The following is a 21,240-nucleotide window of genomic DNA, read 5'->3' on the forward strand; positions in this document are numbered from 1 at the left end:
CCGCGAGGGCGAGGACGAGACCGACGAGGAGGCGGATCAGGCCGCGGCCCGGCATGGCGGTCAGGGCCGCAGCGCGACCCGGCGGCTCTCGCCGACCGCCACGAGGTCGCACAGGCCCGCCGGGGCGTCGAGGCCGGCAAAGACCGGGGCGCCACCGTTCGCGCCGGTCTGCTGCACGGTCGCCCCGACGGCGAGCGGCGCGGCGATGCAGGCGAGGTCGCCGACGGTGTCGGACAGCCCGCCGCCCCGACCCCCCGCCTCCCTCGGCGCGGTGTCCGAGACCACCGCCCGGCCGAGCGCCCCGATGCCCCTGCCCCTGGTGACCCTGCGGAGAGCGGCGGTCGCCATCGGGAGCGGCACGCCCGACACGATCGGGACCCGCTTCGCGGCCGCGAGGCCGAGGTCTGCGCTCATCGTGCTCCCTCCCGGGCGGACCGCGATGGGCCGCGACGGCGTTCTCGTCCGCGCCCAGCCCTCCCGCGGGCGATGTTCAGGCAGGGGTCTCTGGGCAAGAGCCTTTCGGGACGGGAGCCTGGGGAACGCGGCGCGGGAGGTCCAAGTCAAAGGCTGAATGGGTCGATGCGCAAGCAGCATCGCCCAGAACCTGACAGATCGGCTGTTCGCATCGGTGCCGGGATCAGGAGGCGAGCCCGTAGACCGCGTCGCCGAGGCGGCGAAACACGCTGCCGCTGCCTTGCGCCCGCTTCCACAGCCGGGTGTTGAGGGCGGCGACGGGATCGTGGCCCGGCAGGGTCAGGCCGCGGGCGGCGAGCCGCTCCCAGATCTCGGCGGCGTGCATCGGCCGCCCGGCCCCGGCCAGGATCTCCTCGGCCGCCGCGATCAGCCGGCGGCCCTCCCGGCGCGCGGCGGCGCCGGCGGGCGCGGGCGGATCGACCCGGGGCCGGACCGGCACGGGCTCCGCGGCGGGCTCCTCCTGCGGAGGCTCGGACCAGGCCCGCGACGCCGGATCCGGGCGCGGCGGCTCCCCCGGGGCGGTCCGGGCCGGTTCGGCGACGGGGGCCTGACCCGGCCGGGCGAGGCGCCGGCCGAGATCGAGGTAGAGCTCGTGCTCGGCGATGGCCCGGTCGAGGGCGGCGCGCTGGCGCCGCAGGTCGTCCAGCCGGGCCTCCGTCTCCGCTTCCGACAGGAACATGCCGCCCCCTTGGAATAGTCCATATTCCCGGCATCCATTCCGTTGACGCCGGATTGTCGAGAATAGGAATGCTCCGTCAGAGTGCAAGCCCGATCTCGTCCATTCCGTGCGCATTCCACCGCGCGGCGGCCGTCGGGTGATCGTCCCTCACCTGTGGCGGGTCGGTGCCGGTCCGTTCGCGGTGTCCGACGGCTCCCGTACCCTCCCGGTCATCCCAAGGCCGCGCAGCGGAGCCCGGGATCCAGAACGACGGCCTCACAGGGATCGGTCGAACCTCGTGTCGCCTCATCCGCCTCTCACCCGCTGTCCGGGCCTGCCTGCGGCACTCCGCGCCCCGGTGCGCCACCCCGGAATGCGCCTGAGGCTTCAATTTTGTCGGGAAAACGGATGCGGCGCCCCGGGCCCACTTTCGGCGGCCATGGAATGAATGCGAAACATTCCATCGGTAAAACATGCCATTCTCGACGACCCTCCTGGTTCCGGGGCGCGGGGGCGGAGAACCCTGGACGGCGCGGCCGGTCGGCGGTGCGGGCGCCCTCCCCTCAGGCCGCCCCGGCCCCGGCGGCCGCCTTGCGGCGGGCGGGCTTCGGCGGCACCAGGAGGGCGCCGGGGTCGGTCGGCATCAGCTGCAGGCCGGCCTCGTCGAGGCTGATCGGCAGCTTCGGGAAGACCTCCTTGACGTGGGCGACGTCGGCCTTGAACGCCTGGCGGAAGCTCCGCAGGGAGGCATTGTCGGCGCCGAACTGCCGATGGACCGTGTCCCAGCTCAGGCGCAAGGGGCGCTGCAGGCTGCGCAGGCGGTAGCCGATCCAGAACAGCAGGTCGAGCTTGCGCGCCGAGCCCGAGAAGGCGCGGGCGGCCCGGATGTCGACCGGCAGGGCGTGCTGGACCAGGTTGTCGTAGAAATCCTGGTGGAACTGCACCGTCTTCGACCAGGCGAGGCCGTCCTGGCCGCCGCCGCGCCAGAGGTCGAGCTGGCGGAACGGCGGCATGGTGAGGGTCGAGGAGCGCGACTGCCCGTCCCAGAGGCCGATCTGCATCGTGCAGGCGGCCAGGCGATGCAGCTGCTCCTTGAACTGGCGGATGGTGCCGCGCTCGCCGCCGGTGACGGCGAAGCCCATCTCGCGCATGAAGCCCGACAGGCTGTCGGCGACCTCGATCGTCGGGCTGCGCTGGCGCACCGCCTCGGTGCAGAGATGCAGCAGCACCAGCCGGGCCTTGGGGCCGTAGGGCAGGCCCTGCAGCTCCATCTGGCCGGTCGCCGGGTTCTTGAGCCGCCCGGCCAGGATGCTGAGCGTGTTGCGGCCGTATTCCCGGAAGAATTCCCGCTCCTCGCCGGGGTCGCGGTAGGGCAGCCCGCAGAGCGCCAGCACGGAATGGATGTGCTGGATCGTGTCGGGCGTGACCGGCTCGGCCTCGATCACCATCCGGACCGCGTCGCGCCGGCGCTGGTCGCGCCCCATCGCGGCGCGGGTCTCCTGCCGGCGGCCGGCCTCCGCCCGCTCGGCGTCGCGCAGGGCCTGGCGGTGGGCGATGTGCTCGACGATGACCCCGAACAGGAAGCCGCCCCGGGCCGCCTCCAGCTCGGCCAGGAGGTCCTCGTCGTGGATCGCCGCGATCTTGGCCTCGATGCTCATGCCCGAAGAACTTGCCTGACGCTTGAGGCGGTGACGCGCCCCGCCCGCGGCGGGCCCGGATGATGCCTCAAGCCTTCATGCACGATTCCGCTCCCGGGATTCCGGGGCCGGGGCGGGTTATCCCAAGATTCCCACGACTCATCCCCGTTTTCCCGCCCGTTATCCCGCCGGTTATCCCGCGCCGGTGTCCGGGCCTGCCACCGGCGCGAGGCCGGCACGGAGCGCCAGGAGGACCGCCAGAGCCAGCGCCCGCCACGGGACCGCCCTCCCCCGCTCGCGGCTGTGGGCGGCCTGTGCACGGCCCTGTGGGCCGCCCGGCGACAGGCCTGTGGCCGGTCCGGGACCGGGCCTGTGGGCGAGGCGCGGACGGGCCGGGGGAAAGCCGGTGGGCGGATCGGCGCAGAGTTCGATACGGGGCCGTTTCGCGGGCCGGCCGGCCGCGCAGAGTCCGATACGCCGGGGCGATCCGAAACCGGCCGGATTCCGAGGGCTTGGCGGCGCATGATCGCCGAATCCGATGCGCGGCCACGCCGAATCCGATGCGCGAACCCCCGGAATCCCCGCAGAATCCGATGCGCGTCCCCGCAGAGTCGTATGCCGGTCCACGCAGAACCGTATGCGCAAGCACCCCGCAAACCCTTGTCAGAACGAGGGAACTCGCCTCTCCATATAATCCACATAACTGACTCTCTGAGAATCCATGACTGATAAGTCACCTATAGGCCGAGAGGACGTTCGTTTTGAAGAACGAAGGGCCGCACATCCGGGGCGGATTGGATACAATCGCCAGAGTTCTGGAATATAGGGAATAAACGAGGAATATCAGGCCCCTGCCCTGCCAGGACGGGAGCTTTCCCGCGACCGTGGCGGCGCCTATGAGCGGGCCTGAGGCGCCGGCGGACGCGGCGCGGGCGGAACGGCCGGACATGAGCACCACCCCGATCGCGCGGCTCCTCGGGATCATGGCGCGCCTGCGCGACCCGCAAGACGGCTGTCCCTGGGATCTGGCGCAGAGCCATGCCAGCATCGTCCCCTACACGATCGAGGAGGCTTACGAGGTCGCCGACGCGGTCGAGCGCGGCGACCCCGAGGACCTGCGCGACGAGCTCGGCGACCTGCTGTTCCAGGTCGTGTTCCAGGCCCGGATCGCCGAGGAGGCCGGCGCCTTCGGGTTCGACGACGTGGCCACCGCCATCGCCGACAAGATGGTGCGCCGCCATCCCCACATCTTCGGCGACGCCCGCGACCTGGATCAGGCCGCGGTGAACGCGCAATGGGCGGCGATCAAGGCGCAGGAGCGCGCCGAGAAGGCGAGGCGCGCCGCGCAGGCCGGGACCGGCCGGAGCGCGCCGCAGGGCACTCTGTCCGGCGTGCCGCTCGCGCTCCCCGCCCTCTCCCGGGCGGAAAAAATCTCCCGCAAGGCGGCCTCGGTCGGCTTCGACTGGCCGGACGCCGCGGAGGTGATCGCCAAGGTGCGGGAGGAGACCGACGAGGTGGCGCAGGCGCTGGCCGGCGAGGGCCCGGAGGCGGTGGCCGAGGAGATCGGCGACCTCTTGTTCTCGGTCGCCAACCTCGCCCGCCACGCGGGCGTCGATCCGGAGGAGGCCCTGCGGCGGGCGAACCGGAAGTTCCAGCGCCGCTTCTCCGCGATGGAGGCGGAGGTGACGAAGGACGGCCGCACCCTGCCGGAAGCCGGGCTCGCCGCCATGGAGGCGGCCTGGGCCGCGGTGAAGCGGCGCGAGGGCTGAGGGCGGCGCACCGATGAGGGGGCGGCCGATCCGACCCGGCCGTCGACGTCGAAACCCCTCGGCTACGCCGTCACCGGCGGGGTTCCGGGCTCTGCCTGCTCGCCGGGGGCGTGCCGGAGCCTTGCACCTTCATGCACAAGCGACCGTGAGCCGACCGGCGGACCGTGCCCTGACAAAAGTTTGAACGGCAGATCGCTTGCGCGCAATCGAATTCCGGTGTCACCCTCGTGTCGGCCGAATCGGTGTCACGGGCCGGCGCGGCGTGTGAGCGAAGCCGAAATCCGCATCGCAAGAGCGATCGCCGCGTGATCGCCGACCAGCGATCACCGTGTGATCGCCGGAACAGCGATCACGCCGTGATCGCCGGAACAGCGGTCGATCGGATCTCGTACCAGGGGATGACCGACGATGACCCACGCCAGAATCCAGACCCAGGTCCAGACCAAGGTCCGGCGCTCCCTGAGCGGGTGCGCGCTCCTCGGCGCCGCGCTGCTCGCCGCCGCCGCGCCCGCTTCGGCGCAGGGCGCCCCGCCCCAGGACGCCGCGTCCACGGCCGAGCAGACCATCGCCACGATGACCAAGATCTTCGGCGACCACCCGGGCAAGCGCTCGAACCACGCCAAGGGCGTGGTGGTGGAGGGCCGCTTCACCGCCTCGAAGGAGGCCGCTTCCTTGAGCAAGGCGAGCGTCTTCTCCGGCGCCGCGGTGCCGGTGACGGCGCGCTTCTCCGACTCGACCGGCGTGCCGCAGATCCCGGACGGCGCGCCCGACGCCAACCCGCACGGCCTGGCGATCAAGTTCAAGCCCGCCGACGGCTCCGAGATGGACGTCGTCACGAACTCCCTGAAGTTCTTCCCCGTGGCGACCGGCGAGGAATTCCGCGATCTCCTGGTGGCGATCACCCGGAGCGGCCCGGACGCACAGAAGCCCACCCCGGTCGAGCAGTTCATGGCGGCGCACCCGGCGGCCCCGAAGGCGCTGGCCACCGCCAAGACCCCGTCGAGCTTCGGCCGCCAGACCTACAACGGCGTCAACGCCTTCGTGCTGGTGGACGCCGCCGGAAAGCGCAATCCCTTCCGCTACCGCATCGTGCCGGTGGCCGGCGAGGAGCTCCTGAGCGCCGAGGACGCCAAGGCCAAGGGCCCGAACTACCTCCTCGAGGAGATGCCGGCCCGCCTCGCCCAGGGCCCGGTCGCGTTCCGGGTGCTCGCCCAGATCGCGCAGGCCGGCGACGCGACCAAGGACTCGACGATCCCCTGGCCGGAGGACCGCCGCCTCGTCGATCTCGGCACCCTGACCCTGACCCAGGCGGTGCCCGACAGCGAGAGCGCCGAGAAGGCGCTCCTGTTCATGCCCAACAACCTGCCGGACGGCGTCGAGGTCTCGGACGACCCGCTGATCGACGCTCGGGTGCAGGCCTACGCGATCTCGTTCGGGCGCCGCTCGCAGTGAGCGGGAGCGCGGCCCGGGTTCGCCCGGGCCGCGCGTTTCCTCTACGCCGCCTCCCGCGCCGGGGGCCGGATGCGATCGATCGCGGCCCCGATCCGCCGCTGCGCACACCGCAGGTCGTGATCGCCCTGGAGGTTGATCCACACCTGCGGGTTCATGCCGAAACAGCGCCCGAGCCGAAGCGCCGTGTCGGCCGTCACCGGTGTCTCCTCCCGCACGATCCGCTCGATCCGCGTACGCGGCACGCCGCAGGCCTTGGCGACGGCGTAAGCGGTGAGCGCGAGCGGCACCGTGAATTCCTGGCGTAAGATCTCCCCTGGATGGAGCGGCGGGAGCAGGTCGTCGGTTTCCAGTTCGATCGCCATGGGGCGCTCCCGTCACGATTGATGTCGATCGCTCGACAGGCTCGACAGAACTGACATCCGCAGCGTCATTCCGGGGCCGCGCAGCGGAGGCGCGGACCCGGTGAGTTTGACAGGATCGCACGATCTCTCCCGGCCCGGGAGACCGCCGTTGCCGTGCTCACCTCACACCGCTACTCCACCGCCATGACCCCCTTCCTCAAGGCCAATGCCCGCTGGCTCGCGGCGGGGTTCCTGCTCCTGTTCTGTGGCTGCTTCGGCCAGACCTTCGTGGTCGCGCTGTCGGGCGGGGCGATCCGGCGGGAATTCGGGCTGTCGGACGGGGCGTTCGGGACGCTCTATGCCGGCGTCACCCTGGCCTCGGCGGCGGCGCTGGCGGGGCTCGGCGGCCTGCTCGACCGCTGGCCGGCGTCGCGGGTGGTGAGCCTCGCGGCCGGCCTCCTGGCGGCCGGCGCCGCCGGACTCGGCGTAAGCCAGAACCTCCTGGTCCTCGCCCCGAGCCTCTTCCTGCTCCGCCTCGCCGGCCAGGGGCTGATGCTCCAGACCGCCTACACGCTCCTCGGGCGCTGGTTCTCGGCCGAGCGCGGGCGGGCGGTGTCGCTCGCGGCGACCGGGCTCAATGCCGGCCAGGCCTGCCTGCCCCTCGCCTTCGTGGCGGCGACCTCACTCCTCGGCTGGCGCGGCGCCTGGCTCGGGATCGCCATGCTCCTCGTCCTCGTCGCCCTGCCGCTGGCCCGGCACCTCGTGCGGCGCGAACGCGTGCCGGCGGCGACGGATCCCGCAGGCCCGGGCGAGAGCGGGCGGTCGGCGACGCGCGCCCAGGCCCTCGCCGACCCGTATCTCTACGGGCTGCTGCTGGCGATGCTGCCGCCCTCCTTCATCAGCAACACGATCTTCTTCCACCAGGTGCACCTCGCCGAGAGCCGGGGCTGGCCGCCGGAGGTGCTGGCCGCCGCCTTCCCGCCCTACGCGGCCGCGACCCTCGTTTTCCTGCTGGTGGCCGGCCGCCTCGTCGACCGGTTCTCGGCTCTGGCGCTGCTGCCTGTCTACCTGGTGCCGTTCGGGCTCGCCTGCCTGATCCTCGGCGGGGTCGGGGCGCCGTGGGCCGCCTTCGCCTTCATGCTGCTCTACGGCGTCACCGACGGGATCTCGCTCACCCTGTTCGGCGCCCTCTGGCCGGAGGTCTACGGCACCCGCCATCTCGGGGCGATCCGCGGCGCCATCGTGGCGATCATGGTGCTCGGCACGGCGCTGGGCCCCGGCCTGTCGGGCCTGCTCATCGATGCCGGCGTGCCCTTCACCGGGATCGTGACCGGGATGGGCGTCTACTGCTTAGGTGTCTCGGGCGCGTTCTGCCTGGTCCGGCGCCGGATGACCGCGCATCTGCGGGAGCGTCGATTCGAGGCCCTGGCGGCGTGACGTCGGGGCCTGGCATCGGGAGCATCCTCTGCCTCCCACGCTCCACCTCAGGATGAGGTCGAGGGTGGGAGAAGGAAACCAGTCGAGCCGGCTTCGGAAGAACTCTACCGCTTCGGCCAAGACCAGGACGGCGGGTCGTGGTCGGGGGCCAGGGTCTCGCCCAGCCGCTTCTCGAGGGTGACGCGGGCGGCGCCCTGCCGCTCCAAGGCCGCCACCAGGGCCGCGGCGTGCGACACCACCAGGACCTGCGTCGTCTCCGAGGCCCGCGCGATCAGGCCGGCGAGCGGCGCCAAGAGGTCGGCGTGCAGGCTGGTCTCGGGCTCGTTGAGGACCATCAGGTCGGGCGGGCGCGGCGACAGGAGCGCTGCCGCCAGCAGGATGTAGCGCAGGGTCCCGTCCGAGAGCTCGGCCCCGCGCAACGGGCGCAGGAGCCCGTGCTGGCGCAGTTCGAGGGAGAAGCTGCCGTCGCTGCTCGCGGCCGACAGGGTCGAGCCCGGGAAGGCCTCCGCGATGGTCTCCTCGAGGGCGTCGCGGTCGCCGATCTCGATGATGGTCCGGATCGCCGCCGCGACGTCGGCGCCGTCACCGGCCAGCACCGGCGTGCGGGTGCCGATCTGCGGCCGGCGGGCCGGCGCGTCCCGGTCGGTGCGGAAATGGTCGTAGAAGCGCCAGGCCCGCATCCGCTCGCGGAGCACCAGCACCTCGAGGGCGTCGCGGGGATCGGCGCCGTGGGTCATCAGGCTGTCGAAGGCGGGCAGATCGCGCAGGGCCTCGGTCCAGGTGCCGGTACCGTCGCGCAGGCGCAGCAGGGGCCCGCGGCGCTCGGCGAAGACGTTCGCTCGCCCGATGAGCGGCCCGGTCCAGACGGACTCCGCCTTGATCTCGGGATCGTGCGAGAAGAACGTACCCGCGTCGGACGGCGCCGGCAGGCCGAGCGCGATGGCGTAGCCGTAATCGTCGTCCGAGAAGCCGAGCTTCAGCTCTACGGGATTGCGCCGCACCGTGCCCTCGACCCGCCGGGCGCCGGACAGGACCTGGCGCCCGAACGTCTCCGGCCCCGCCCACAGGGCCGAGGAGAAGCCGCCTTCGTGCGCGAGCGACGGGATTGCCCGCCCCTGCGCAACCTCGGCGAGGAGCCGAAGCGCACGGTAGAGGCTCGACTTGCCGCTGCCGTTCGCCCCCGTCACCACCGTCAGCCGGTCGAGGCCGAGGACGAGGTCGCGCAGGGAGCGGTAGCCGGAGACGGCGAGGCGGTGGATGGGCACGGGCGCTCGCCGTCGCCTCAGGGCACGACGAGGGTGAGACCGTCCGCCGCCACCGTGGCCAGGGCGCCGGGCGGCTGAGCGAATTCGACCTCGCAGGCGGCGCCGTCGCGCCAGATGCCGACGATCGTGCCCTCGGTTCCGGCGGGGATCGCGTCGCCGTCGCCGGTCGTGACGGGGATGGTCACCAGGACGCCGTCGAGATCGCGGAACTGCGACTCTCCTTCACCGCGTCGCGCACAGGACATCGGATCAGTAGGTGAATGCGAACCTTTCATCGCCGATCATCCCTTCGCCGCGTCCTTTGCTGTGACCCGGGCCGAGAAGCGATTGGGTTGATGCCATCGAGAAGGTCCCGGTCCTGCCGTCGGAGCAGCGCACGCTGCCTTCGCCGCCAGAGAATCCATGCTTGTACGAACCGCGACATTCGAGGCCGTCTTTCGCCTTGAACGTGATCCACGAGCCATCGAGGCAGCCCGAGAGCGGCCGGCCGCTCGCGGAGATGCCTTCCATCCTCGTGAGGAAGCTGCAGGCGCCGGCACTCACGCACAGTCCCGCCGTGACGATCATGAGCGGCCATTGGCCGAGGATGGTCATGCGCGGTGCTCGTTCCCCGAATCGGTGGCGATGGACATCGCCACCGTACGATCGCGAGCTTACGCGCGTCACGTTCACAAAACAGGAATTTCGTTCGCCGTCCGACACTCGAACGTCGTCCGGCAGGCTAGAGGGCGACCCATCGCGACCGCCCGGGAGGCCTACGCGCTCCCCCGCAACCGCCGCGCCGCCCCGAACCGGTTGAGGAAGCGCGGCTCCTTCTCGGGCGCGACCCGGACCACCAGATGCAGCGCGCCGGCGGCGTCCTCGCGGCGGTCGAGGACCTCCGCGTTCTCGTAGAGCCAGTGCAGCTCCGCGCCCTGCGCCGGCTCCAGGATCACCGCGAAGCTCGTGCGGCTCTCGGCGATGCGGGCCTCGATCCGGGCCATCAGGCGGTCCATGCCCTCGCCGGTCAGCGCCGAGATCAGGACCGGCTTGGGCGCCGCCTTCGTCCCGTCGCCGTTCGGCCGGCTCAGGTTGAGCAGGCGCTCGCGCTCCGCCTCGTCGAGGAGGTCGGCCTTGTTCCAGACCTCGATGATGCGGCCGGCATCGGGCGCGATGCCGAGCTCGGCGAGCACCTGCGCGACGTCGGCGCCCTGCGCCTCCGCGTCCTCGTGGGCGATGTCCCGGACGTGGAGCAGGATGTCGGCCTCGATCACGTCCTCGAGCGTCGCCCGGAAGGCGGCGATCAGCATGGTGGGCAGGTCCGAGATGAAGCCGACGGTGTCGGACAGGATCGCGGTCTCGCCGTGCGGCAGCTTGATCGCCCGGGCGGTCGGGTCGAGGGTGGCGAACAGCATGTTCTCCGCCAGCACCTCGGCCTGGGTCAGGCGGTTGAACAGGGTCGACTTGCCGGCATTGGTGTAGCCGACGAGCGCCACGATCGGGTACGGCACCCGGCGCCGGGAGCGGCGGTGCAGGCCGCGGGTGCGGGTGACGGTCTCGAGCTCGCGCTCGATCCGGGTCATCCGCTCCTGGATCATCCGCCGGTCGGCCTCGATCTGGGTCTCGCCCGGGCCGCCGAGGAAGCCGAAGCCGCCGCGCTGGCGCTCGAGGTGGGTCCAGGAGCGCACGAGCCGGCTGCGCTGGTAGGCGAGATGCGCGTGCTCGACCTGCAGCGTGCCCTCGCGGGTCGAGGCGCGGCGCCCGAAGATCTCCAGGATCAGGCCGGTGCGGTCGATGACCTTGACGCCCCACGCCTTTTCCAGGTTGCGCTGCTGCACCGGCGAGAGCGCGCAATCCATCACCACGAGGCGGATCCCTTCCGCCTCGATGCGCCCGCCGATCTCCTCGACCCGGCCCTTGCCGAGATAGGTCGAGGGCCGGATCTGCTGGATGGCGACGAGGAGCCTGTCGGCCACGTCGAGCTCGATCGCGGCGGCCAGGCCCACCGCCTCGTCGAGGCGGGCGACCGGCGGGCGGGGCTCGCCGGCATCGCGCCGGGTCTGGTAGGGGCCGATCACCAGCGTGCGGGTCTCGGCCGCGATCGCGGCCTCCGGCTCGGCCTGGCGCTGCAGGCGGATCTCGCCCGGTGTCCGCGGTTCCATCGTGTCTCCGGCTGCTCCCGCAGATCCGGGAGTCCATCGGACAGAGGTTGGATGAGGGTGTGCGAGAATCAAGCGGCGGGACGCGCGCCCGGCCCGGGAATCGCGGTCCCGGCCGTCAAAAGACAGGCTCAGCAGCAGGCCGCCAAAAGCAGGCCGCTGGAAAAACAGGCCGCTCTGGGCGGCCTGGACACTGGCATGGGTGCGGGCCTGGATCCCGCAGGTCTGGGAGCCGCGCGGGCGGATGCGTCGCGCGTTCGGCCGAATCAGGCCTTCTCGGCCCCCTCCTCGCCCTGCTCGAACAATTGCACGGGATGGCCCGGCATGATCGTCGAGATCGCGTGCTTGTAGACGAGCTGCGAGTGCCCGTCGCGCCGCAGAAGCACGCAGAAGTTGTCGAACCAGGTCACGACACCCTGCAACTTCACGCCGTTGACCAGGAAGATCGTCAACGGAATCTTGTTCTTGCGAACGTGATTGAGGAAGGTGTCCTGCAGATTCTGAGCGCGTTCGCCCGCCATTCTTCTTGTCCTTTGAACCCGCTGCCAGTCCTGTTGACGGGTCGGTCCGTGTTGTTGTGCTGCGGGAGGCGCGGCGCGCCGCCCCGGGAACCGGCCGCCCCATTACACGGTGAAGCTCGCCCGGGCGCAAGGGCAGACTGGCCGCGGGGGGATCCCCGGGCCGCGAAACCTGCCGCGTCCGGCCGTGCCCGCGATCCTGTCGCGTCCCGGCCACAGCCCCGTCTAGCAGACGAGCCCCGCGCTTGGCACCCTCAAATGCCGGGCCCCGGTCTCCTGCCCGCGACGACCCGCCTCACGCGCCGATGCCGAGCGACTTGAGCTTGCGGTGCAGGGCCGAGCGCTCCATGCCGATGAACTCGGCGGTGCGGGAGATGTTGCCGGAGAAGCGGGCGATCTGCGCCACCAGGTACTCGCGCTCGAAGATCTCGCGGGCCTCGCGGAGCGCCAGGCTCATCAGCTTCTCGCCGCCGGCGCCGCTCGGGGTGGTGGGCACGAGCGCGCCGACCTCGCTCGGCAGCATCTCGGTCGTGACCTCGGTCTCGGGGTCGCCCTGCGTCAGGATCATCAGCCGCTCGACGTTGTTGCGCAGCTGCCGGACGTTGCCGGGCCAGTCGTGCGACTGCAGCACCGCCATGGCGTCGGCGGCGATGCGCCGCTGCGGCAGGCCGGTGGCGGCCGAGATCTGCTCCATGAAGAACGAAATCAGCTCCGGCACGTCCTCGCGCCGCTCGGCGAGCGACGGCACCCGGATCGGCACCACGCTCAGGCGGTGGAAGAGGTCCTCGCGGAAGCGGCCGCCGGCGATCTCCTCGGCGAGGTCGCGGGACGAGGACGAGATGATCCGCACGTCGACATGGACCCGGGTGGTGCCGCCGACGCGCTGGAAGTTCTGGTCGACGAGGACCCGCAGGATGCGGTTCTGGGTCTCGCGCGGCATGTCCGCGACCTCGTCGATGTAGAGGCTGCCGCCATGGGCCTCCTCCAGCGCCCCGACCCGGCGCGGGCGGCCGTCCTGGGCCTCGACCCCGAACAGCTCGGCCTCCATCGTCTCGGGCGTGATCGTGGCGGCGTTGATCACCACGAAGGGCCCGCTCGCCCGCGAGGAGGCGGCGTGGATGGTGCGGGCCGAGAGCTCCTTGCCGGAGCCGGGCGCCCCCGAGATCATCACCCGGGCGTTGGTGGGCGCCACCCGCTCGACGGTCTGGCGCAGCTGGTTGGCGGCGACGGACGCGCCGACGATCCGGCTCGCCTGGCCGGAGCGGGCCTTGAGGTCGCGCACCTCGCGCTTGAGCCGCGAGGCCTCGAGCGCCCGCTCGGCCACCAGGATCAGCCGGTCGGCCTTGAACGGCTTCTCGATGAAGTCGTAGGCGCCCGCCTTGATCGCCGAGACCGCGGTCTCGATGTTGCCGTGGCCCGAGATCATCACCACCGGCAGGTCGGGCGCCTGGGCCTTGATGACGTCGAGCACCTGCAGCCCGTCGAGGCGCGAGCCCTGGAGCCAGATGTCGAGGAAGACGAGGTGGGGACGGCGCGCCTCGATCGCCGCCAGGGCTTCGTCGGAGGAGCCGGCGGTGCGGGTGCGGTGGCCCTCGTCGTCCAGGATGCCGGCGACGAGCTCGCGGATGTCGGCCTCGTCATCGACGATGAGAATGTCGGCGCTCATGGCTCAGGGCCTCCCCGCGATGCGGGTGGCAGGCCTGACGGCCCCGCACCCCGTGCTGTGTCGCATGTGGCTGTGTCGAATCGGGCGGTGACGCGTGTGGCGGCGTCGCGGGTGCCGGTCCCGGCGGCGGGCCGGGCCCCTCACGCGGCGGGCTCCGGCGCGGGCGCCGGCCGCACCGGCCGGGCCGAGCCGCCGCCCGCCGGCTCGTCGCGGCGCACCTCCCTCAGGACCCGCATCCGCACCTGCCCGCCGCGCCCGCGCGGGTTGTCGTTCAGCTCGATGCCGCCGCCGTGCTCTTCCAAGACCTTGCTCACGATCGCCAATCCGAGGCCGGTGCCCCCCTCGCGGGTCGTCATATAGGGTTCGAGCAGCCGCTGGCGCCCTTCGGCCGGAAATCCCTTGCCGGTATCGGTGATCTCGATCACGGCGGCCTCGCCCTCCTCGTAGAGGCGCACCGCCACCAGGCTCTCGCCGCGCGTGTCTTCCGGCACCGCCTGCACCGCCTCGACGGCGTTCTTGAGGATGTTGGTGACCGCCTGCGACAGGAGCCTGGTGTCGAAGGCGGCGCTGACGCGGGCGTCGCCCTCCTCCAGCGTGAAGGTCACGTCGGGATGGGCCACCCGCATCATGAACAGGTTCTGCTTCACGATCTCGGTCAGGTCGTTGCGGGCGATCGCCGGCTTGGGCATCCGGGCGAAGGACGAGAACTCGTCCACCATCCGCTTGATGTCGTCGACCTGGCGCACGATCGTGGCGACGCACTGCTCGAACACCTCCTTGTCGGCGGTGATCACCTTCCCGTACTTGCGGCGGATGCGCTCGGCCGAGAGCTGGATCGGGGTCAGCGGGTTCTTGATCTCGTGGGCGATGCGGCGGGCGATGTCGGCCCAGGCCGAGGTGCGCTGGGCCGTGACAAGGTCGGTGATGTCGTCGAGGGTGACGACGTAGCCGCGGTCGCCGTCCGGCGACTGCTCGCTCGTCGTGCGCACGTCGATGGTGCGCTCGCGGCCGTTGCGGGCGATCTGGATCTGCTGCTGGGTCGGGCGCGCGCGGGAATCCCCCGGCAGGGCGCCGAGCTCCGGCATCACCGCCTCGAGGGGCCTGCCGACGAGGTCCGCCGCGGCGCGCCCGAGCACGCGCTCGGCGGACGGATTGGCGATGGTGATGACCCCGCGCCCGTCGACGCCGATGACGCCGGCCGGCACCCCGGCCAGCACCGCCTCGGTGAAGCGGCGGCGGCTGTCGATCTGCTCGCTCTGCTCGATCAGCGTGGCGCGCTGGCGGCTGAGCTCCTGCGTCATCTTGTTGAAGCTCTCGCCGAGGTGCTGCAGGTCGCCCTCGGTCTTCCGGAACGGCACCTGGGCGTAGTAGTTGCCGGAGGCCACCTGGTCGGCGGCGTTGATCAGCCGGCGGATCGGCGCCACGAAGCGGTTGGCGAAGTTGAGCCCGAACCACACCGCCGAGAGGAGCGCGATCAGCGCGATCAGCGCGAACATCGTCGCGAAGGCGATCTGCACGCTGCGCCGCCCGGCATCGATGGTCAGGAACTCGGTCGCGGCGGCCCGCGACACGCCCGGGAACTCGACCGCGAGCCGCGTCACCTCGCGCTCGACCAGCAGGAAGGCGTCGTCGTAGGCCGGCAGCCGCATCAGCGTGCCGAAGACCCGCCCCTCCCGCGGCAGCAGGCAGGTGGCGTCGGCGGATTTCGCCGCCTCCTCGAAGTCGCTGGCCGAGGGCAGCGGCGGGTCCTTCAGCACGTCGATATTGGCCCGCGCCACCGTCTCGGTCGGCGAGCGCATGATCCGGGCGATCGGCAGGCCGAGCGAGGCGGCCCGGGCGGTGAGGAAGCTCTCGAACCAGGCCCGCTCGACGTCGAAGGCGGGGCGCGCCCGGGTGAGGTCGTCGGAGAGGATGCGGGCCTCGCGGGCCAGGCTCTGGCACTGGTTGGTCAGGTAGGCGTCGGCAACGTCGACCGACATCAGCACGACGTTGCGCATCCGGTCCGAGAACCAGGGCGACAGGCCGCGCTCCAGGGTGATCGACGCCACCACGGCGAGCAGCACCGTCGGCAGGGTGGCGATCAGGCTGAACAGGCCGACGATGCGGGTGTGCAGCCGGGCGACGGCCGCGTTGGTGCGGCGCGCCCGCAGGAAGACGCGCGCCTCCCAGGCGATGACCACGACGAGCAGCAGCACCAGGGCGACGTTGCTGAGCAGCAGCGCCACCACCACCGTGTGGGTCGGCGCGATCGCGGTGGCGCCGACCAGGATCAGGAAGGTGGCGAGCGCCAGCGCCAGGGCGACGATGACCGTCAGGGCGCCGAACCAGCCCGGACCCCGCGGCGGGGCGTCCGGGACCGGCCCCGGCCGGGTCGATCCGGGCGGGACCGATCCGGAACCTGGGCCGGCCGCGCCGGAGGGAAGCGCCGAATCCCGGGGGCGTCGTGTGAACAGCATCCGTGGTGCAAGGCCACTACAGTGTGGCGAAATTAATACGGATGCCGGCGCGGCGGCAATCAGTGTCGCCGGCCGCGCGCAGGGTCGCCGGCGGCGAGCGGGCCCGCTCCGGCTCGCCGCGTCGCCCCCCGGCCGGTCGGCCGGGAGCCCCGCGCGCGGCGCGCCCTCAGGCCGCCTGCGTCGAGCGCGGACGGCGGATCACGGGCTTCTGGCCGAGCCCGATGCTCTTGGCGAGCTCGGAGCGCTGGGCGGCGTAGTTGGCCGCCACCATCGGGTAGTCCGGCGGCAGGCCCCATTTCTGGCGGTAGGCCTCCGGGGTGAGCCCGCGCCCGGCGAGGTGGCGCTTGAGCGTCCGGTACCGGCGCCCGTCCTCCAGGCTGATCAGGTAATCGGGCGTGACGGTCTTCTTGATCGGCACGGGCGGGGTCAGCCGCTCCGGCTCCGCCGGAGCGGCCGTGCCGAGGCGGGCCACCGCCTCGTGGACGCTGCGGATCAGGCTCGACAGCTCGCCGACCGGCACGCTGTTGTTCGACACGTAGGCCGACACAATGTCGGACACCAAGCCAATCATCTGAGGCGTTTCGACGTGGTCAGCTGAACTCATTGCGGTCCTCGATAAGTGCGGGCCCCCGTCCGAGGTGATGGATGTTACGCCAGTTCCCGTCAACCGCAAGGTGTCCGGATTAACATAAGAGACGGATCTGCTTTAGGCGGCCCTGGTTCCGTAACGTCATTGTTTCTGGGCGGTTCGGCGCGCCGTGGCGGCCGGCCGCCGGCGCCGGGCCGGACCGCGGCACCGCCATGCTGCCGAAAAGATCTTTTCACGACAAGACCTTGCGCCGGAAGCCGGCGCTGCGGGGCGCGCCGTCGGCCCGGATTTCGGGCCGCCCGCCGGGGCGCGGGGTGCCCCGTCGATCATCACTTAATAATGACTAAAAACTGCGATCCAATACGTTCCCCCCTTGCTGTCCGGCCCGCAGACAACCAATCCAGGCATCCGCGTGCCACCCGGCGCGACCGGCCTTGACCGTCAGTAAGCTTCTTGCGGCGCAGCGATCGGATCGGCGCGGCACGCCGTGCAGAGACGTTCAGCAGTTTATCAGCGTAATGCGAAATATTTAACGCAAAAATACGCTCGGTATGACTATGATTCAAATGGATTGGACGCCGGAAGAACATCCTGGTTGGCTGCGAATTCCCTGCAACATCGGGGATGCTGTCGCCCGGGACCGCGTTCGGGCACCGGTGCGGCGCAGGAAGGGGGCGCGCCGGGTCGCGCGGCCGCGCCGTCCGGCAGGCCAAAAACGGACCAGTCCGGCCCGCTGCCGCGTCGTCCTTGCCGAATTGTCCTGTGAGTATCCCGCAGAACGCCGCCGGCAGGAGGGCGGCACGCACGGATGTGCGGAAATGCCGCACGTGCCGGGATCGGTTGTCCACGCTCCAGCCGGCACCGCCCGGCCCGGGGCGCGATGCTCAGCGGGGGGTACGGAAGACCTGGAGGTCGAGGTCGCGCACCTTCTTGCGCAGGGTGTTGCGGTTCACCCCCAGGAGCTCCGCGGCCCGGATCTGGTTGCCGCGGGTCGCCGCGAGCGCCGCGCCGATCAGCGGGCCCTCGATCTCGCGCAACACCCGGTGGTAGAGGCCGGGCGGCGGCAGGGTGTCCCGGTAGCCGGAAAAGTACTCCGACAGGTGCCGCTCCACCGCCGCCGACAGCCCCTCGGCCTCCCCCCCGCCCTTGCGGGCGCCGCCCTGCGCCGGCGCGGCCAGAGGCAGGGTGTCGAGCTCGGCCTCGATCACCGGGCCGGTGATCGTCTCCTGGGGGTAGAGCGCCGCGAGGCGCCGGACCAGGTTCTCGAGCTCGCGCACGTTGCCGGGCCAGCGGTAGCGCTTGAGCTTCTCCATCGCGTCGCCGTCGAGCTGCTTGCGCGTCAGGCCCTCGCGCTCGACCAGCACGAAGAAGTGGCGCACCAGGTCCGGCACGTCCTCGGCCCGCTCGCGCAGGGCCGGCAGGCGCAAGGGCACGACGTTGAGGCGGAAGAACAGGTCCTCGCGGAAGATGCCCTGCTGGATCGAGACCCGAAGGTCCTTGTTCGTCGCCGCGATGATCCGGACGTTGGTCTTGATCGGCACGCGGCCGCCGACGGTGGTGTACTCGCCCTGCTGCAGCACGCGCAGGAGCCGGGTCTGGGCCTCCATCGGCATGTCGCCGATCTCGTCGAGGAACAGCGTGCCTCCCTCGGCCTGCTCGAACCGGCCGGCCGAGCGCGCGGTGGCGCCGGTGAAGGCCCCCTTCTCGTGGCCGAACAGCTCGGACTCGATCAGGTCGCGGGGGATCGCCGCCATGTTGACCGGCACGAAGGGACCCGCCCGGCGCCGTCCGTAATCGTGCAGCGCGCGCGCCACCAGCTCCTTGCCGGTGCCGGATTCGCCGGTGATCATCACCGTGAGGTCGGTCGGCATCAGGCGCGCGAGCGAGCGGTAGATCTCCTGCATCGCCGGCGAGCGGCCGACGAGGGGGATGTCCTCGTTCTCGGGCGCCGCGCCCGGGGCCGCGTGGCCGCGCGGGCGCGACAGGGCGCGTCCGACGATCGCGGTCAGCTCCTTCAGGTCGAAGGGTTTCGGCAGGTACTCGTAGGCGCCGCGCTCGGAGGCGCGGATCGCCGTCATGAAGGTGTTCTGCGCGCTCATCACGATGATCGGCAGGTCTGGCCGCACCCGCTTGATCCGCGGCAGGAGGTCGAAGGCGTTCTCGTCCGGCATCACCACGTCGGTGATGACGAGGTCGCCCTCCCCTTGCGCCACCCAGCGCCACAGGGTGGCGGCGTTGCCGGTCGAGCGCACCTCGTAGCCGGCGCGCGACAGCGCCTGGTTGAGCACGGTGCGGATGGCGGCGTCGTCGTCCGCCACGATGATGTGTCCGTTCGGCATGTGCTCACTCGGTACGAGGCTGGATTGGTGCGAGGCTCACTTGGCGGGGGCTACTCGGCGTCGGCGGAGGATTCGCGGCCGTCGCGGGCATGCGACATCGGCAGGAGGACCCGGAAGGTGGTGCGGCGGGGGGCGGGGTCGCATTCGACGATGCCGCCGTGGTCGCCGACGATCTTGGCGACGAGGGCGAGGCCGAGGCCCGACCCTTGCGCCTTGGTGGTGACGAAGGGGTCGAACAGGTCCGGCAGCAGCTCGGCCGAGACGCCCGGGCCGTTGTCGCGCACCGCGACCTCGATCGGCAGGCTGACCCGCTCGCGCGAGCCCGGCACCTGGAGGCGAAGCCCCGTGCGGAAGGCGGTCGAGAGGGTGATCTCGCCGTCGACCGCGTCGGCGCCGATCGCCTCGGCGGCGTTCTTGACGAGATTCAGGATGACCTGGATCAGCTGGTCGCGGTTGCCGAGCACCGGCGGCAGGGACGGGTCGTAGTTCTCGACGAAGCGGATGTGGCGGGCGAAGCCCGACTGGGCCGAGCGCTTCACCTGATCGAGGACGCCGTGGACGTTGACGGGCCCGCGCTCGACCGGGCGCTCGTCGCCGAACAGCTCCATCCGCTCGACGATGCGCACGATGCGGTCGGATTCGTCGCAGATCAGCCGGGTCAGCAGCCGGTCGTCCTCGGTGCCGGACTGCTCGAGGAGCTGGGCGGCGCCCCGGATGCCGGCGAGCGGGTTCTTGATCTCGTGGGCGAGCATGGCGCCGAGCGCCACCATCGAGCGCGCGGCCCCGCGATGGGTGAGCTGGCGGTTCATCTTGTCGGCGATGGTGCGCTCCTGGAGCATCAGCACCACGAGGTCGTCGTCGAGATGGGTCGCGAACACGTCGACGCTGCGCTCGATGCCGGTGCGGGGCGAGGCCAGCTCGACCCGGTACTCGCTGACGCTGGCCCGGCGCCGCCGCACCTCGTTGACGAGGGCGATGATCGGCGAGGAGAACGGGATGATGTCGCGCAGGCGCTGGCGCTGCATCATCCGGCGCGAGTAGTCGAAGAAGTGCTCCGCCGCCATGTTGACCTGGAGGATGCGCTCGTCCGGGCCGATGGTCAGGACGGGCAGCGGCAGGGCGTTGATGATCATCTCGCTCGTCGGCGCGCTCATCGGGCTCGGGCTCTTGCTCGGGCTTCTGGCCGGCGCTCTCCCGGGACGGGCGCGGGAGGCAGGGGGTGCGGGCGCATCGCTCATCCTCATGCGGCCCGCGTTGCGGGCCGTGCGGCCTGAGACTCAGGCCGTGCGGCCTGCTGCGCAGACCGGGCGACCGGTGCCTCGAAGGCGCGCCGCAGGAGCCGCGCGGCCTCGGCCGGGTCGGTGGTGGTGACGAGCCGGGCCCGCTCGGACGGGTCGAGCCCGCCGGCATGGTCGGCATAGGCCGCCAGGTGCTTGCGGGCGTGGCGCACGCCCATCCGGGCGCCGTAGAGGGCGATCAGGCCCTCGTAATGCTCGGCGGCGAGCTCGGCCCGCGCGGCCGCATCCGGCTCCGCGATCGCCGCGCCGGCGAGCCCCGCCGCGACCGCCCCGACGAGCCAGGGCCGCCCGACCGCGGCGCGCCCGATCATCACCGCGTCGGCGCCGGACTCCCGCAGGCAGGCCCGGGCGTCGTCGAGGCCGGCGACGTCGCCGTTGGCGACGACCGGGATCGCCACGGCCTCCGAGACGGCGCGGATCGCCGCCCAGTCGGCGCGGCCGGTGTAGAATTGCTGCCGCGTGCGGCCGTGCACCGTGACGGCGGCGTAGCCGAGCCGCTCGGCGCGCCGGGCGAGGTCCGGGGCGTTGCGGGTGGCGTCGTCCCAGCCGAGCCGCATCTTGACGGTGACCGGCACCGACACGGCCGCGCGCACCGCGGCGAGCAGGCGCTCGGCGTGGTCGAGGTCGCGCATCAGCGCCGAGCCGGCCTGGCCGCCGGTGACGGCCTTGGCCGGGCAGCCCATGTTGACGTCGATCACGTCGGCGCCGTTCGCTTCGGCGAGGCGCGCGCCCTCCGCCATCCAGCGCGGGTCGCAGCCGGCGAGCTGCACCACGTGGGGCAGCACCCCCTCGCCCTCGGCCCTCAAGCGAGCCTCCTCGGTGCCGCGGGCGAAATCCTCCGCCGCCACCATCTCCGACACGGTCGCGGTGGCGCCGAGCCGGCGGGCGATGCGGCGCATGTGCAGGTCGGTGACGCCCGAAAGGGGCGCGAGCAGTGCCCCGTGCACGCCCGAGAGCGGCGCGAGCAGCGCACCCTGCACGTGCAGGGGCGTGCCCGGTGCCCGTGCTGTTGGCAGCGCTGCCGGCTCGGCCCCCGGCGCCTCGGCGCTCAAATAATGGTCAGTCGTCATTGTGCACAGCAAATAGCCAAAACGCCGTCATACGCAAGCGCCGTTCGGCCTTTGATCCCCGAATTGCCCACGAATGACCGGTGCGTCGGGCCCTGCCCCGGGCCGATGGGCGCCCGGGCGGCGCCGGCGGTCT

18 protein-coding genes are annotated in these 21,240 nt (G+C 71.8%); 3 read left to right on the forward strand and 15 right to left on the reverse strand.

The features are described from left to right. Positions 1-60: 60 nt before the first annotated feature. The 3 genes from EU555_RS17990 to EU555_RS18000 all read right to left on the reverse strand — a co-directional run bounded on the left by EU555_RS17990 (position 61) and on the right by EU555_RS18000 (position 2,790). Positions 61-414 (reverse strand): hypothetical protein, encoded by a 354-nt coding sequence (locus EU555_RS17990; RefSeq protein ID WP_135416447.1) that lies wholly within the window; start codon positions 412-414, stop codon positions 61-63. Between the two features lie 223 nt (positions 415-637). Continuing rightward, the gene (locus EU555_RS17995) at positions 638-1,153 is read right to left on the reverse strand and encodes a winged helix-turn-helix domain-containing protein (RefSeq protein ID WP_135416449.1); all 516 of its coding nucleotides are present in this window, start codon (positions 1,151-1,153) and stop codon (positions 638-640) included. Between the two features lie 542 nt (positions 1,154-1,695). Next, positions 1,696-2,790, reverse strand: coding sequence for a replication protein RepA (locus EU555_RS18000; protein ID WP_135416451.1), 1,095 nt, complete (start codon positions 2,788-2,790; stop codon positions 1,696-1,698). A 926-nt stretch (positions 2,791-3,716) separates the two neighbouring features. Between EU555_RS18000 and mazG the strand changes: the two genes are divergently transcribed. Together mazG and EU555_RS18010 are read left to right on the forward strand one after the other, a co-directional pair. Next, positions 3,717-4,538, forward strand: coding sequence for a nucleoside triphosphate pyrophosphohydrolase (gene mazG / locus EU555_RS18005; protein WP_135416453.1), 822 nt, complete (start codon positions 3,717-3,719; stop codon positions 4,536-4,538). 408 nt (positions 4,539-4,946) lie between these two features. Further along, complete coding sequence (locus EU555_RS18010) at positions 4,947-5,990, forward strand: catalase family peroxidase (protein WP_135416455.1); 1,044 nt, start codon at positions 4,947-4,949, stop codon at positions 5,988-5,990. A gap of 41 nt (positions 5,991-6,031) precedes the next feature. Here EU555_RS18010 and EU555_RS18015 read toward each other — a convergent pair whose 3' ends face one another. Further along, the gene (locus EU555_RS18015) at positions 6,032-6,352 is read right to left on the reverse strand and encodes a HigA family addiction module antitoxin (protein ID WP_135416457.1); all 321 of its coding nucleotides are present in this window, start codon (positions 6,350-6,352) and stop codon (positions 6,032-6,034) included. Between the two features lie 153 nt (positions 6,353-6,505). Here EU555_RS18015 and EU555_RS18020 point away from each other — a divergent pair, with 153 nt between their 5' ends. Further along, on the forward strand, positions 6,506-7,768 hold the full coding sequence (locus tag EU555_RS18020) for an MFS transporter (RefSeq protein WP_245524350.1): 1,263 nt from the start codon (positions 6,506-6,508) through the stop codon (positions 7,766-7,768). A gap of 104 nt (positions 7,769-7,872) precedes the next feature. Here EU555_RS18020 and EU555_RS18025 read toward each other — a convergent pair whose 3' ends face one another. From EU555_RS18025 to dusB, 11 genes are all read right to left on the reverse strand, one after another. Then, on the reverse strand, positions 7,873-9,033 hold the full coding sequence (locus EU555_RS18025) for an AAA family ATPase (RefSeq protein WP_342636481.1): 1,161 nt from the start codon (positions 9,031-9,033) through the stop codon (positions 7,873-7,875). A 17-nt stretch (positions 9,034-9,050) separates the two neighbouring features. Next, positions 9,051-9,218, reverse strand: coding sequence for a hypothetical protein (locus tag EU555_RS18030; protein WP_245524351.1), 168 nt, complete (start codon positions 9,216-9,218; stop codon positions 9,051-9,053). A 64-nt stretch (positions 9,219-9,282) separates the two neighbouring features. After that, on the reverse strand, positions 9,283-9,627 hold the full coding sequence (locus tag EU555_RS18035) for a hypothetical protein (protein ID WP_135416461.1): 345 nt from the start codon (positions 9,625-9,627) through the stop codon (positions 9,283-9,285). Between the two features lie 161 nt (positions 9,628-9,788). After that, on the reverse strand, positions 9,789-11,174 hold the full coding sequence (gene hflX, locus EU555_RS18040) for a GTPase HflX (RefSeq protein ID WP_135416463.1): 1,386 nt from the start codon (positions 11,172-11,174) through the stop codon (positions 9,789-9,791). Positions 11,175-11,437: 263 nt separating this feature from the next. Beyond that, complete coding sequence (gene hfq, locus EU555_RS18045; RefSeq protein WP_048429571.1) at positions 11,438-11,692, reverse strand: RNA chaperone Hfq; 255 nt, start codon at positions 11,690-11,692, stop codon at positions 11,438-11,440. A 292-nt stretch (positions 11,693-11,984) separates the two neighbouring features. Beyond that, positions 11,985-13,355, reverse strand: coding sequence for a nitrogen assimilation response regulator NtrX (gene ntrX / locus EU555_RS18050; protein WP_135416465.1), 1,371 nt, complete (start codon positions 13,353-13,355; stop codon positions 11,985-11,987). Between the two features lie 140 nt (positions 13,356-13,495). Then, positions 13,496-15,811: a sensor histidine kinase NtrY-like gene (locus EU555_RS18055; protein ID WP_135416467.1), complete on the reverse strand. Its 2,316-nt coding sequence runs from the start codon at positions 15,809-15,811 to the stop codon at positions 13,496-13,498. A 166-nt stretch (positions 15,812-15,977) separates the two neighbouring features. After that, positions 15,978-16,415, reverse strand: coding sequence for a Ros/MucR family transcriptional regulator (locus tag EU555_RS18060; protein ID WP_135416469.1), 438 nt, complete (start codon positions 16,413-16,415; stop codon positions 15,978-15,980). Between the two features lie 869 nt (positions 16,416-17,284). After that, on the reverse strand, positions 17,285-18,739 hold the full coding sequence (gene ntrC / locus EU555_RS18065; RefSeq protein ID WP_135416471.1) for a nitrogen regulation protein NR(I): 1,455 nt from the start codon (positions 18,737-18,739) through the stop codon (positions 17,285-17,287). 50 nt (positions 18,740-18,789) lie between these two features. Continuing rightward, positions 18,790-19,893 (reverse strand): two-component system sensor histidine kinase NtrB, encoded by a 1,104-nt coding sequence (locus EU555_RS18070; RefSeq protein ID WP_135416473.1) that lies wholly within the window; start codon positions 19,891-19,893, stop codon positions 18,790-18,792. An 86-nt stretch (positions 19,894-19,979) separates the two neighbouring features. Beyond that, positions 19,980-21,107, reverse strand: a complete 1,128-nt coding sequence (gene dusB, locus EU555_RS18075) for a tRNA dihydrouridine synthase DusB (RefSeq protein WP_135416475.1) — start codon at positions 21,105-21,107, stop codon at positions 19,980-19,982. Positions 21,108-21,240: the final 133 nt, after the last annotated feature.

It is taken from the genome of Methylobacterium nonmethylotrophicum (genome assembly GCF_004745635.1).
GTDB lineage: Bacteria > Pseudomonadota > Alphaproteobacteria > Rhizobiales > Beijerinckiaceae > Methylobacterium > Methylobacterium nonmethylotrophicum.